This window comes from Mesorhizobium sp. P160219 (assembly GCF_057786095.1).
In genome coordinates, this window is sequence record NZ_JBYNWG010000001.1 from 6,480,684 (window position 1) to 6,494,334 (window position 13,651).

At 63.7% G+C, this 13,651-nt stretch carries 12 protein-coding genes and 1 pseudogene; 8 read left to right on the top strand and 5 right to left on the bottom strand.

Annotated features, from left to right (window positions below; translation table 11 throughout):
* Positions 1-406: 406 nt before the first annotated feature.
* Complete coding sequence (locus tag AC3EMP_RS31375) at positions 407-850, top strand: SRPBCC family protein (protein ID WP_488494716.1); 444 nt, start codon at positions 407-409, stop codon at positions 848-850.
* A 70-nt stretch (positions 851-920) separates the two neighbouring features.
* Here AC3EMP_RS31375 and AC3EMP_RS31380 read toward each other — a convergent pair whose 3' ends face one another.
* The 3 genes from AC3EMP_RS31380 to AC3EMP_RS31390 all read right to left on the bottom strand — a co-directional run bounded on the left by AC3EMP_RS31380 (position 921) and on the right by AC3EMP_RS31390 (position 4,295).
* Positions 921-1,886, bottom strand: coding sequence for a hypothetical protein (locus tag AC3EMP_RS31380; RefSeq protein ID WP_023820592.1), 966 nt, complete (start codon positions 1,884-1,886; stop codon positions 921-923).
* A 128-nt stretch (positions 1,887-2,014) separates the two neighbouring features.
* Entirely contained in the window at positions 2,015-3,517 is a 1,503-nt protein-coding gene (locus AC3EMP_RS31385) for a helicase HerA domain-containing protein (protein ID WP_023820591.1), read from the bottom strand.
* A 136-nt stretch (positions 3,518-3,653) separates the two neighbouring features.
* Entirely contained in the window at positions 3,654-4,295 is a 642-nt protein-coding gene (locus tag AC3EMP_RS31390; protein ID WP_023820590.1) for a glutathione S-transferase family protein, read from the bottom strand.
* A 146-nt stretch (positions 4,296-4,441) separates the two neighbouring features.
* On the opposite strand from AC3EMP_RS31390, the gene AC3EMP_RS31395 reads away from it, so the two are divergent.
* Complete coding sequence (locus tag AC3EMP_RS31395; protein ID WP_023669703.1) at positions 4,442-4,672, top strand: hypothetical protein; 231 nt, start codon at positions 4,442-4,444, stop codon at positions 4,670-4,672.
* A 132-nt stretch (positions 4,673-4,804) separates the two neighbouring features.
* Here AC3EMP_RS31395 and AC3EMP_RS31400 read toward each other — a convergent pair whose 3' ends face one another.
* The gene (locus AC3EMP_RS31400; protein WP_023698654.1) at positions 4,805-5,290 is read right to left on the bottom strand and encodes a hypothetical protein; all 486 of its coding nucleotides are present in this window, start codon (positions 5,288-5,290) and stop codon (positions 4,805-4,807) included.
* A 175-nt stretch (positions 5,291-5,465) separates the two neighbouring features.
* Between AC3EMP_RS31400 and AC3EMP_RS31405 the strand changes: the two genes are divergently transcribed.
* Both AC3EMP_RS31405 and AC3EMP_RS31410 read left to right on the top strand, forming a co-directional pair.
* Complete coding sequence (locus AC3EMP_RS31405) at positions 5,466-5,831, top strand: RidA family protein (protein WP_023735102.1); 366 nt, start codon at positions 5,466-5,468, stop codon at positions 5,829-5,831.
* A 104-nt stretch (positions 5,832-5,935) separates the two neighbouring features.
* Positions 5,936-7,164, top strand: a pseudogene (locus tag AC3EMP_RS31410) (amidohydrolase/deacetylase family metallohydrolase).
* A gap of 154 nt (positions 7,165-7,318) precedes the next feature.
* Here AC3EMP_RS31410 and AC3EMP_RS31415 read toward each other — a convergent pair.
* Positions 7,319-9,109, bottom strand: coding sequence for an NAD(P)-binding domain-containing protein (locus AC3EMP_RS31415; RefSeq protein ID WP_352711814.1), 1,791 nt, complete (start codon positions 9,107-9,109; stop codon positions 7,319-7,321).
* Between the two features lie 164 nt (positions 9,110-9,273).
* Between AC3EMP_RS31415 and AC3EMP_RS31420 the strand changes: the two genes are divergently transcribed.
* The 4 genes from AC3EMP_RS31420 to kdpB all read left to right on the top strand — a co-directional run bounded on the left by AC3EMP_RS31420 (position 9,274) and on the right by kdpB (position 13,649).
* Positions 9,274-9,495, top strand: a complete 222-nt coding sequence (locus AC3EMP_RS31420) for a hypothetical protein (RefSeq protein ID WP_352711693.1) — start codon at positions 9,274-9,276, stop codon at positions 9,493-9,495.
* Positions 9,496-9,511: 16 nt separating this feature from the next.
* Positions 9,512-9,601, top strand: a complete 90-nt coding sequence (locus tag AC3EMP_RS31425) for a K(+)-transporting ATPase subunit F (RefSeq protein WP_023669708.1) — start codon at positions 9,512-9,514, stop codon at positions 9,599-9,601.
* Positions 9,602-9,619: 18 nt separating this feature from the next.
* Positions 9,620-11,323, top strand: a complete 1,704-nt coding sequence (gene kdpA, locus AC3EMP_RS31430; protein ID WP_352711696.1) for a potassium-transporting ATPase subunit KdpA — start codon at positions 9,620-9,622, stop codon at positions 11,321-11,323.
* A 232-nt stretch (positions 11,324-11,555) separates the two neighbouring features.
* Positions 11,556-13,649: a potassium-transporting ATPase subunit KdpB gene (gene kdpB, locus AC3EMP_RS31435; protein WP_352515317.1), complete on the top strand. Its 2,094-nt coding sequence runs from the start codon at positions 11,556-11,558 to the stop codon at positions 13,647-13,649.
* Positions 13,650-13,651 lie beyond the last annotated feature (2 nt).

Here is a 13,651-nt window from a genome sequence, read left to right on the forward strand (position 1 = left end):
CTTGCGCGTGCTGCCTTGGTCGTTCGACAACCTTCGAGCGACCATTTCGGATCAACTCTTAAATTGATCCGTCGTTCCAGGGAATCATTCTATAGTACACCAAGGAGATCGTCGCCCATCATTTAATAGATAATGCCGAAGGCGTTAAGCCGATCCTAATACAACTTTGTAGGAGAGACTTACAATTTTAATAAATTGTGAGATCCGCGCCGAAAAGTTAAGCAATCTGTCAATGATGCATGCAAATTTGACGCGACACGGCCGCCTGCCTGAGGCGGCGGTCGAAGTCGTGGGCGGATGGCCGCCGGCAAAGGGCTCAAGAAAATTTGACAGGCTGTGTCGGACCGGGTGAGGTTCACCCGTCCTTGGGGCATCGAACAACGAAACCACAAAGGATACCGAAGAGATGCCAAGCACCGTACGTTTGCACCGCGTTCTGACGACCAGCCCGGAGAAGGTCTACCGCGCATTCACAGAAGCCGACGCGCTGGCGAAATGGCTTCCGCCGAACGGCTTCACTTGCACGGTACACAGCTTCGACGCGAAAGTCGGTGGCGCCTTCAAGATGTCGTTCCGAAACTTCACGACGGGCGGCAGCCATTCCTTCGGCGGCGAATATCTCGAACTCGTTCCCGGCGAGCGCCTGCGCTACACCGACAAATTCGACGACCCCAATTTGCCCGGCCAGATCGAAGTGACCGTGCTCCTGAAGAAAGTGTCGGTCGGCACGGAACTCGACATCACGCAGGCCGGCATTCCGGACGTTATTCCGGCCGAAGCCTGCTATCTCGGCTGGCAGGAGTCGCTGCGCAATCTGGCAAAGCTCGTCGAACCCGAGATCAATCAGTAGAGCCCATCGGATCGGCGGCGCCGCCCAGCCAGTCCGCGCCGCCGACAATGCCGAGCCGAGGACTCATCCCTCACGGCCCGGTGCAGATCGGCAACGGTTGCGGCGGCGGTGGCGGGTTGTCCTTGGCGTATTGCGCGATGATCGGCTCAAGGCTCTTTCGCGGCCAGAATTTCGGCTTGCCGATCTCCTTCAGGCAGGACGCATTCCAATAGGCGCCCGATTTACCAACGGCGGTGATGTCGCGCGATTCCGGGTAGATATAGAGCGTCGTCGGATTGCCCTTCACCATCGAAATGATCTGGTCGGCGTCGGCCGGCGACCAGCTGGTGCAGCCATTGCTGCGGCCGCCGGCATAATCCACCAGCTTGCCGTATGGCACGAAGCCGTCATGGTCGGCATAGGAGCTGTTCGGGTTCTTGCGCAGGCACATGCCGCGCAACAGCCGCGCCGCGTGGCCGCCGATCACCCGCTGCCTGGCATTCGCCGTCTCCCCCTCACCGTCGAACTGGATGAAGGTGCGCAGCAGCGCCTGGTCCTTTTTTGCGCCGATGCGGTAAAAACCCTTGAATGAGGTCTTTGCCTCGCCGGTCATATAGGCGCCACCGGTCGTCAAGGACGAGTCCAGGGCATTGCCGAAGTTTCTCGCGCAGCGTTTGCCGTTGGAGAAATCGACCACGCCTTTCAAATTGCGGCCGCCGCCATGGCCCGACGAGATCGCCCTGAACGACTGCTTGGCCTCGCAAATGACGTAGTAGCGCCGCCCTAGCACGCCATTGCCGAGATCGCCGGGGCGCGTCGCATCCATGGCGAAATAGCAGCCATTGTGGACCGCGCCTTGCGCGACCTTCTTCAGGTAAAGCGCGCGCGCCCGCTCCAGCACCACTTGCGAAATCTCGCCGTCGTCATTGCCGACATGGGCCTGCAGCCAGGCCGGTATATCGGAGGACGCGGCAAAAGACCGGGCAGACATCGTCAAGGCGATGCCGGCGACGGCGAGGAGGCCAAAGACAAAGACAGCCAGAGATTTCAACCGCACCGGACAACCCTCCCGCCCGAACCGTTCTGCGATTCTCGGAAACCCATCATAAATCGTCGCGCGCCGATCGGCGAAACACATCTTGTTCAGAACCGCGCAAGCAAGTCAGGTAACTGCCTGTTCGCCTTTCACAGCGCCAGGCTGCCCTGTTCCGCCTCCGCGGCATTGGGGTCGCCCGGCGCCGTCGCCCAGGCGAGCTCGACCAGCGTCACCGTGCGGCGGCCGGTGCCGTCGAGCTGGCAGACGATGAGGCCCTGCTCCTCGATATAGGTGAGCAGCCGCCGGGCGCGCCGCAGCGAATGCGAGCCGTAGGCGCGCGCGATCGCCGCGTCGCTCGGGCACGGCCAGCCCTCCTTGGCGGCGCGGGCGATCATCATGAACACGCCCTGCATGTCCTCGGGCAGGAGCGAGGCGCGCACGGAAACGTCCTGCCAGGCGTCATCGCCTGCCATGTCGGCGCCGAGCCCGGCGCGGGCACGCGTCAGCATGCGACGGAATTCTGAGAGGTCCGGCACCACCGAAGCGAGGCCTTCGATGCGGCAGCGGACGACGAACTCCTGATAAAGCACGCCGATGACGCGGAAACCCGCATCGGGCTGCGCCAGGATGGCGCGCAGGACACGGTCCACCCGCTCTCGCCGCTCGGCCCTATCCTCGGCGCTTACCGCCGGTTCCGCAGGTTCCGGGCGGATCTCCATCGCCGCCGATTTGGCCGCCATCAGCTGGTCGAGCAGCTCCGGCGACGCCATCCGGCGCGGCGCGCGCATCGTCTCGGGCGGCGGCGCCGCCAGGATGATGGCGCGCGCGTCTTCAAGCGCTGTTTCCGGCATTGCCATCAGCCGCGGCGTACCGTTGCGCGGGCTGGTCTCGGTCTGGCCGATGCGCACGCCGAGCGGACGGCGCGACAGCGCTGGGCCCAACGCCATGAAGTGCCCGCGCTCCAGGTCTCGAAACGCCTCGGCCTGACGCCGTTCCATGCCCAGAAGGTCGGCGGCGCGCGCCATGTCGATATCGAGGAAGGTACGGCCCATGAGGAAATTGGACGCCTCCGCCGCGACATTTTTGGCGAGCTTTGCCAGCCGCTGCGTGGCGATGATGCCGGCAAGGCCGCGCTTGCGGCCGCGGCACATCAGATTGGTCATGGCGCCGAGCGAGAGTTTGCGCGCTTCGTCGGACACTTCGCCGGCTACGGCGGGCGCGAACAGCTGCGCTTCGTCGACCACCACCAGCATCGGGTACCAATGTTCGCGGGCGACCTCGAACAAGCCGCCGAGGAAGGCCGCGGCGCGCCGCATCTGGTTCTCGGCATCGAGCCCTTCGAGATTGAGCACCGTGGAGACGCGGTGGATGCGCGCCCGCTCGCCGGCTGCCTGCAGGCCACGCTCCGTATGCTCCTCGGCATCGATGACCAGATGGCCGTAATGGTCGCCCAGCGAGACGAAATCGCCTTCCGGGTCGATGATGGTCTGCTGCACCCAGGGCGCGCTCTGCTCCAGGAGCCGGCGCAAAAGGTGCGATTTGCCGGAGCCGGAATTGCCTTGCACCAGAAGCCGGGTCGCCAGCAGCTCCTCAAGGTCGAGCGCCGCCGGCGCACCCGCCGTCGTCTGTCCCATCTCGATGGCTACGGTCATGTCACGACTCTCCTTGCGGACAGGGCTTATCAACCCGGCCGCGAGCCGTCGAGCGCGCCATGGCAACTCGCCCGCTGTTCCACACCTATGCTGCCAAAGCGCCACACATCAGCCCATCTGCCCAAAGGGAAGCACATCAAGCGGAGTTGACCGGCGGCAGAAGCGGCGCGTCCAGCCCGTCGAAGGGATCGCGCCAGGCATCGATGGCTTCGAGCCGGCGATACCAACCCAGAACAGAGGGATAGTCCGCCAGCGGCAGGCCGGCTGCATCGTTGAACGGCAAAAACGTCGCCATACGGAAATCGGCATAGGAGAGCGACTTGCCCACAAGCCATGGCCGCTTGGCGAGCTCCGCCTCGAGAATCGCTGCCGCGATGCGGAACTCCGCCAGCCCCTCCTCGACCTTGCCCTGGTCGACGGGCCCAATCCCGTAGCGCTGCTTGGTTCCGCGCTCGAAATGCACGATGTCGCAGGCCCGCACGAAATTTTCCTTGCCCCAGCTCAGCCAGCGGATCATGTCGGGTTGGTCGCCGCCGCCGCGCCAGAAATCCGAACCCGCTTCGCGCGACAGAAGGCAGGCTATGGCGTCGGCTTCCCACAGGCTGCCGCCCGTCCATGCCAATATCGGCAGGGTAAGATTGGGATTGAGCTGACGAAACCGCTCAGCCTGCCCGGGCGCCATGGGTGCCGCGAACTCACACTCGACCTTGGCCTGCAGATGACGTGCCGTTGCTACCGCAAGGCGCGGATTGGGATTGCGGCTGAAGTACAGTTTCATATCCGGTCCTGGACGCTGTGGGCTCGACCCTATCAAACACGCAAACGTGCCCTCCCGGCAATCTGGTCGGACCACGATTCCGCTGGCACACGCCGTCGTTCGGCGTATTATTTCCTTCGGGAGAGGGTTCTTGGCAGGAGGAAGCCATGAACGTAGTGCCGAGCGTACCTGTCATCGACGTGACAACCCAGAACCTTGTTTCCTCTGCGCTTTCCAGATTCCGCGCCGGCGATACCGTCTCGACTAGAGCGGCGCTCGACGCCATCCGCCGCATGGATCCAACCTGTGTCGACAGCGACGACGATCTCGTCGAACTCGTCGTCATGGCGGCAATTGGTAAGACCATGGCGGTCGTGTTCGACCACCGCTCCCGCTAGCCCTGTGGGACGAACCTGTCCCGTTCAACTCGCTTGAGCTCGAGTGAGTTCGGTTGGCGAGCTTTTACAACTGCAGCCCGGGAGGCGCACGTCTTCGTGCGCGAAGGCCGGCAGTAGCATAAGCGGCAAGACTCAGATCCCCAAGGGATGTGGCATGTAGCCGACGAAGCCGCCGATCTTCCAGTGGCCCGCCACCTTCCTGCAAAAATACAGCGTCTGCCATTTCAGCTTGTCGACGCTGCCATCGGCCTTGGCCACCGAGCCGTTGAACTTCTTGTGCAGCACGGCGCGGTCGCCATCGACGTCGATGTCGCGCATGTTGGTGACGCGAAACAGCGCCTCGCGCAGCGGCTCGGCGAATTCGGTCGCCGCCGTCTCCTTGGCCTGGCGCAGCCATTCGTCGCGATAGACGGCAAGGCTCGGGAATTGCAGACGCCAGGCGTCGGCATCGCTGAGGAAATGCGCATGCATGCCGAAGAAGCTGTCGGCGAGGAAATTATCCTCGACCATCGACCAGTCCTGACCGATAAAGGCGTCGATGTCGCGCCGCACCAGCATTTCCCAGAGCGCGTGACGATCGGCATCGCCCTCTGGAAACGGGTTCTTGTCGAAGGTCATTGAAATCTCCTGTCGGGAAAATGCGACGCGCAAGATGCTGGCGAGCCTGCGATAAAGCAACACGCGTTTGGAAAAATGTTGCTTTCCAAAAAGCCCCCTATGAGGATCACCGGGACAGGCGTAGAGCGGTCGGCGAAAACGGGGCGCGGCCCGCCATTCTGAACAGGAGTTTCCCTTGCCCAAAGAGTGTTTTGGAACATCCCACGTGCCGCTGTCGCCGGCCGTGCGCGCCGGGGATTTCGTCTACATCTCAGGTCAGGTGCCGGTCGACGGCGACCGCATCGTGGTCAAGGGCGGCATCACCGAGCAGACCGAGCAGGTGCTGCAGAATGTGAAGGCGGCACTCGCGCTGGCCCGTTGCACCATGGACGATGTCGTCAAGACCACGGTCTGGCTCGAGGACGCGCGCGACTTCGGCGCCTTCAATGCCGTCTACGCCAAGCACTTCCCGAAGAATCCGCCGGCCCGCACCACGGTCGAATCGCGGCTGATGATCGACATCAAGATCGAGGTCGAAGCCGTCGCCTACCGGCCGGTTTGACCAGCCGGGGCATGATCCCGAAAAGTGGAGACGGGGTTTTCTCGGACAAACGGAAACCGTTTTGTCCAGAGATCATGCCCCAAAACGAAGAGAGGCAGGCGCCGATGCAGTTCGATCTCCTGATCAAGGGCGGCCGCCTGATCGATCCGGCCTCGGGCCTGGACGCGCCGCGCGATGTCGCCGTTGCGGGCGGACGCATCGTGGCCATCGAGGCGGCGATCGATGCCGAGCACGCCACACCGAGATAGTCGACGCTCGTGATTGCATCGTCACGCCCGGCCTCATCGATTTGCATAGCCATGTCTATTGGGGCGGCACCTCGCTGGGCGTCGACGCCGACCGGCTGGCGGCCAAGAGCGGCACCACGACCTTCATCGATGCCGGCAGCGCCGGCGCCGGCAATTTTCTGGGCTTTCGCCGCCATGTCATCGAGCGCTCGAAGGTGCGCATCCTGGCCTATGTCAACATCTCCTTTGCCGGCATATTCGGCTTCTCGCAAAGCGTCTCTGTCGGCGAATGCAGCGATCTCAGGCTCTGCGAGCCACGCGAGACGGTGGCCGCGGTGCGCGAGCACGCCGGTGTCGTCGTCGGCGTAAAAGTGCGCTCCGGCAAGCATGCCGGCGGCACCAGCGGCATCGCGCCGGTGGACCTCGCGCTGGAAGCCGCCGACCGGGCCGGCCTGCCGCTGATGGCGCATATAGACGAGCCGCCGCCCGGCCGTTCCGAGGTGCTGCCGCGCCTGCGCAAGGGTGACATCCTCACGCACTGTTTTCGCCCGTTCCCCAACGCGCCGGTGTTCGCTTCCGGCGCGGTGCGGCCGGACATGCGGCTGGCCCGCGAACGCGGTGTCATCTTCGACATCGGCCACGGCATGGGATCGTTCGACTTCGCCGTGGCGAAAGCGATGCTGGCCGAGGGCCTCGCGCCCGACGTCATCTCCAGCGACGTGCATCTCTACTGCGTCGACGGTCCGGCCTTCGACATACTGGTCTGCATGTCGAAGCTGATGGCGCTGGGCATGCCGCTGGTCGAGGTGCTGCGCGCCGCCACGCAAAGGCCAGCCGAGGCGATCGCCAGGCCGGAGCTTGGGACGCTGAAAGTTGGCGGTGTCGGCGATGTCGCGGTGCTGAGACTGCGCCCCGGGCGCTTTACCTTCGTCGATGCGGTCGGTGCGGCGCTGATCGCGGATCAGCGGCTGGTCTCAGAAGGCATTGTTATCGGCGGTGTCTGGTGGCCGAACGAGGCGCCCGACCACAACGAGACCGAGCGCTTCGAGCCGCATGCGGCACATACGCATGTCGAGGTCGCGGCACGGCATTTCGGGCGTGGATAATCTCCCTCCTTGAGGGGGAGATGGCCGGCAGGCCAGAGGGGGTCGGTTCGACCGGACGCAAGCTCCTCGCGGCAGCTGGAGGTCAGCGCTCCACGCGCGGCGACCCCCTCTGTCGCCTTCGGCGACATCTCCCCCTCGAGGGGGGAGGAGATCGCTAGCGCCCTGCGTTACTCACCGCCCCAAACACCGGCGTCGCAATCCCTTCCATCCGCGCCTTGATCTGCAGCGCCACATATTTCGAGTAAAACCGCGACAGCGCCAGATTGCCGCCGTGGAACCACAGCGCGTCCTGCGCCGTCGGCTTCCACATGTTGCGCAGCTCGCCTTGCCAAGGACCGGGATCGCCCTTGACGCCGGAGCCGAGGCCCCAGCATGGCCCGACCTTGTCGGCGACCTCGCGCGAGACGATGGCCGCCACGGTCTCGTTCATCGACTGGTAGCCGGTACAGGCGACGATCGCATCGACGGCCAGCTCGCTGCGGTCGTCGAACAGGATGCCGGTCGGCGTCAATGAACTGATGCCGACGCCGCTCTTCACTTTGATCTCGCCATTGATGATCAGTTCGCAGGCGCCGACATCGCTGTAGTAGCCGGAGCCGGTGCGGTAGGCCTTCATCAACAGCCCGGTCTCGTCCTCCCCGAAATCGATGGCGAAGCCGGCGGCGCGTAGCTGGTCGTAGAAGTCTGCGTCGCGTGCCTTGATCACCTCGTAAAGATCCCGCTGGCCCTTGGGTACAAGCGCGAACGGCGTGGACGCGACGATCAGGTCGGCCTTGTCGGTGCTGATGCCGCGCGCCAAAGCCTTTTCCGAGAAGATCTCGAAGCCGACTTCCATCAGAGTGTCGGATTTCACCACTGTCGTCGGCGACCGCTGGATCATGGTGACGTCTGCGCCGCTCTCCCAGAGGTCGACGCTGACATCGTGCCCCGAGCTTGCCGCGCCGATGACAGCGACACGTCTGCCGCGGAATTTCTCGCCGCTTGCATACTGGCTGGAATGCAGGAGTTCGCCCTTGAAGGTCTCGGCGCCGGGCAGCGCGATCTGGCGTGGCGGGCCATAGGCGCCGGTGGCAAAGACAATGTGCTTCGGCTTCAGCGTGATCTGCCGGCCGACGCGGTCGACCACCACAGTCCACACCTTCTCGGCCTCGTCATAGCTGGCGCTGAGGCATTTGGTGGCGACCCAGTAGTTGAGCTCCATCACCCTGGTGTACATCTCCAGCCAGTCGCCCATCTTGTCCTTGGGCGTGAACACCGGCCAGTTCTCCGGGAACGGAATGTAGGGCAGATGGTCGTACCAGACCGGATCGTGCAGCACGAGCGAGCGATAACGGTTGCGCCAGGAATCGCCGGGGCGCGCATTTTTCTCGATGATGATGGTGGGCACACCGAGCTGCCTCAGCCGCGCGCCGAGCATGATGCCGCCCTGCCCGCCGCCGATCACCAGGCAATAGGGCTGCTCGGTGGCGCCGAGGTCGCGCGTCTCGCGCGCCCGCGCCTCCGCCCAGGTTTCGCGCTTCGGATCGGCCTTGTGACGGATACCAAGCGGCCGCGCCGGTCCCTTTTGTTCCTCGAACCCCTTGAGCTCACGCACCGCCGTGAACAAGGTCCGGCAGCGGCCGTCCGTAAGGCGCACAATCCCTTCGCCCCGCGCGACCGCCGTTTCGAACGTGAACCAGGCCTCGACGGTGCCCTCATCCGAGGTCGCCTCGCCGGACAGCGTCCAGTGTGAGGGCTTCGCTTCCGCCAGCGTCGCTTGCAGCATGTCGCGGATCTCATCGCGGCCTTCCATCGTGGTGATGTTCCAGGTGAAAGCCAGCAGATCGCGCCAGTAGCAATCCTCGACGAACAGGTTGGCGGCGGCCTCGGCGTCATAAGTTTCCAGCGCCCGTGCAAGCGCGGAAAGCCATGTCGCCGCCTGTTTCGATGGTGCCATGTCGAGCATCTGTTTTTCCCTCATTTTGCGTTCCCATTGTTTCGAAAGACGGAGCCGCCGCAAGAGGGGTCGCGATATCATAGCGTCGGTTTCTAGCGGCCCGGAACGAGCCATCTCCCGGAAATCTTTATAGGAATTTTATATCTTTCCTCCGCGGCCCGTCTCGAACCTTTATGGCGATCGGGTCCATATTCCACTTCGAGCAAAACGCTCCGGGCGCCGTAGCCATCGAAGCTACGGCGGGTCGTTCTCATGGAATTTCTGGCTCGCCAGTCGCTGGCGCCAAATACAAGCAGAAGCAAGGACCAACACAAATGGACATCGTCGTCATCGGGATCGAGGCTTTGTTCTTCGGTCTTTCCCTCGCCTACATCAAAGCTTGCGACGCTCTTTAAGCGGAAGGATCGCACCATGCTTGTCGATTACATCCTCGGTGGCGGCGTGACCTTGTTCCTGCTCGTCTACCTGACATACGCCCTCGTTCGCCCAGAACGCTTCTGAAGCAAGGCACGGAAAGCCATGACACTCAACGGATGGATACAGATCCTGGTTTATTGCGGGATCGTCGTTTTGCTGGTGAAGCCGCTCGGCGGCTACATGTACCGCGTCTTCAATGGCGATCGCACCTTTCTCTCGCCCATACTCGGGCCCGTTGAGCGCGGCCTCTACCGCATTTCGGGAACCAGCGAGCGCGAGGAGCAGCACTGGACGACCTACGCGGCAGGAATCATCTTCTTCAGCCTTGCCAGCTTCCTGGTGCTGTACTTTCTGCAACGCCTGCAGAGCGTCCTGCCTTACAATCCGGCCGGGATGGCATCGGTCGAACCCAATCTCGCCTTCAACACTGCCGTCAGCTTCGTCACCAACACCAACTGGCAGAATTACGGCGGCGAAAGCACGTTGTCCTACCTCGTGCAGATGGCCGGCCTGACCGTGCAGAACTTCATGTCGGCCGCCGTCGGCATTGCCATCGCGGTGGCGCTGATCCGCGGCTTCGCCCGCGCCTCGGCAAAATCGATCGGCAATTTCTGGGTCGATATGACCCGCTGCACGCTCTACATCCTGCTGCCGCTCAGCATCGTGCTCACCCTCGTCTATGTCTGGCTCGGCATGCCGCAGACGCTCGGGCCTTATGTCGACGCCACCACGCTGGAGGGCGCCAAGCAGACGCTCGCCCTTGGGCCGGTCGCCTCGCAGGTCGCCATCAAGATGCTTGGCACGAATGGCGGCGGCTTCTTCAACGCCAATGCCGCGCATCCTTTCGAAAACCCCGACGCCATCTCCAACATGATCCAGATGGTGACGATCTTCGCGCTGGGTGCTGCACTCACCAACCTCTTCGGCCGCATGGTCGGCAACCAGCGCCAGGGCTGGGCGATCCTGGCCACGATGGGTGTGCTGTTCATCGCTGGCGTCGTTATCTGCTACTGGGCGGAAGCCGCGGGCAATCCGCTGGTCCATGCTCTGGGCGTCGACGGCGCCAACATGGAAGGCAAGGAGAGCCGCTTCGGCATTGCCGCTTCGGCACTATTCGCCGTCATCACCACGGCTGCGAGCTGCGGTGCGGTGAACGCCATGCATGACTCGTTCACAGCACTTGGCGGCCTGATCCCGATGCTCAACATGCAGCTCGGCGAAGTCATCGTCGGCGGCGTCGGCGCCGGCTTCTACGGCATCGTCATGTTCATCGTCATCACCGTGTTCGTCGCCGGCCTGATGGTTGGCCGCACGCCCGAATATCTCGGCAAGAAGATCGAGGCCAAGGAGGTCAAGATGGCAATGCTCGCCATCCTCGCTCTGCCGTTGGTCATGCTGGTCTTCACGGCAATAGCGGTCGTGCTGCCAAGCGCCGTCGCCTCGACGGCCAATGGCGGTCCGCATGGCTTCTCCGAGGTTCTTTATGCCTACACTTCGGCGGCGGCCAACAACGGCTCGGCCTTTGGCGGCCTTTCCGGCAACACGCCCTGGTACAACATCACGCTCGGCATCTCCATGTGGGTGGGTCGCTTCTTCGTCATCATTCCAGCGCTTGCCATTGCCGGCTCACTAGCGACGAAGAAGACGGTTCCGGCTTCCGCCGGCACCTTCCCGACCGACGGCCCGCTGTTCGTCGGCCTGCTCGTCGGCGTCATCCTGATCGTCGTCGGCCTGACCTTCTTCCCGGCACTGGCGATCGGACCGATCGTCGAGCACCTGGCTGCCATCAACGGCCAGACATTCTGAGGCTTGTCATGTCCTGGTTCTACCCAAAACGCATGAAGGCCCGGCCGCGAGCCGGCCCACGAGCCGGCAATGAGGGGGAGGAAACGCCCCCTCCCTTCCCCAGCGTATCTACCTTCCTCGGCCTCGCGGCAGTCATGATCGTGATCTGGCTGCTGGCCTATGGTCCGCCGCCCCTCTTTTCGGCATCCGATCGGTCGGTGCCGGCCAACAGTTCAGATACTGGAGCCACCAAATGAGCCAGTCCAAATCCGCGAGCATCATGGATGCCCGCATCCTGTGGCCGGCCATCGGCGGCGCCTTCAGGAAACTCGACCCCCGCACGCTGGTCAGGAACCCGGTGATGTTCGTCGTCGCCATCGTCTCGCTTCTTACCACGGTCCTGTTCGTCAAGGATCTCGCCACCGGCGGCGGCGATTTCGGCTTTACGCTGCAGATCATCATCTGGCTGTGGTTCACCGTGCTGTTCGCCAACTTCGCCGAGGCCGTCGCCGAAGGCCGCGGCAAGGCGCAGGCCGATTCGCTGCGCAAGGCGCGCACCGAAACCCAGGCCAAGCTGCTTGCCGGCGAAGACCGCTCCAGGTTCAAGCTGGTGCCCGGCACCAGCCTGAAGGTTGGCGACATCGTGCTGGTCGAAGCCGGCGACATCATCCCGTCCGACGGTGAAGTGATCGAAGGCGTGGCCTCGGTCAACGAGGCGGCAATCACCGGCGAGTCCGCACCCGTCATTCGCGAATCCGGCGGCGACCGTTCGGCGGTCACCGGCGGCACGCAGGTTCTGTCCGACTGGATTCGCGTGCGCATATCAGCCGCCTCCGGCCACACCTTCCTCGACCGCATGATCTCGCTGGTCGAGGGTGCCTCGCGCCAGAAGACGCCCAACGAGATCGCGCTCAACATCCTGCTCGTCGGCATGACGCTGATCTTCGTGCTGGCCACCGCCACGATCCCTAGCTTTGCCTCCTATTCCGGCGGCTATATCCCGGTGACGGTGCTGGTCGCGCTGTTCGTCACCTTGATCCCGACCACCATCGGCGCCCTGCTGTCGGCCATCGGCATTGCCGGCATGGACCGCCTGGTGCGCTTCAACGTGCTGGCCATGTCCGGCCGTGCCGTCGAAGCGGCAGGCGACGTCGATACGCTTTTGCTCGACAAGACCGGCACCATCACGCTCGGCAACCGCCAGGCCACCGAATTCCGCCCGGTCAAGGGCGTCACCGAACAGGAACTGGCCGATGCCGCGCAGCTCGCCTCGCTCGCCGACGAGACGCCTGAGGGACGCTCGATCGTCGTGCTGGCCAAGGAGAAATACGCCATCCGCGCCCGTGACATGGCAACCTTGCATGCCAGCTTCGTGCCCTTCACCGCGCAGACCCGGATGAGCGGCGTCGACATCGATGGCTCGTCGGTGCGCAAGGGCGCCGTCGATACGGTTCTCGCCTACGTCAGCCAGTCGACATCGGCCACTCACGGCACGCGCCCCGGCAGCGACACCGTCAAGGATCTCCAGGCGATCGCCGACGAGATCGCCAAGTCGGGCGGCACGCCGCTGGCCGTCGAGCGTGACGGCCGCCTGCTCGGCGTCGTCCACCTCAAGGACATCGTCAAGGGTGGTATCCGCGAGCGCTTTGCCGAACTGCGCAAAATGGGCATCCGCACCGTGATGATCACCGGCGACAATCCGATGACTGCGGCGGCGATCGCAGCCGAAGCCGGCGTCGACGATTTCCTCGCCCAGGCCACGCCCGAGGACAAGCTGAAGCTGATCCGCGACGAACAGGCCAAGGGCAAGCTGGTCGCCATGTGCGGTGACGGCACCAACGACGCGCCGGCCTTGGCGCAGGCCGATGTCGGCGTCGCCATGAACACCGGCACGGTTGCCGCCCGCGAGGCCGGCAACATGATCGACCTCGATAGTGACCCGACCAAGCTGATCGAGATCGTCGAGATCGGCAAGGCGCTGCTGATGACGCGCGGCTCGCTGACGACCTTCTCGATCGCCAACGACGTCGCCAAATACTTCGCCATCATCCCGGCCATGTTTGCCGTCTTCTACGTTGCGCCGGGACATACAATCGGCCCCCTGCAAGCGCTCAACATCATGCATCTGGCGACGCCGCAGAGCGCCATCCTGTCGGCCATCATCTTCAACGCGCTGATCATCATCGCTCTGATCCCGCTGTCGCTTAAAGGCGTCAAATACCGCGCCATCGGCGCCGGCGCGCTGCTCAGCCGCAACCTGCTGGTCTACGGCCTCGGCGGCATCATCGTTCCCTTCGTCGGCATCAAGGCGATCGACATGATCGTCACCGGCCTCGGCCTCGCTTAAGG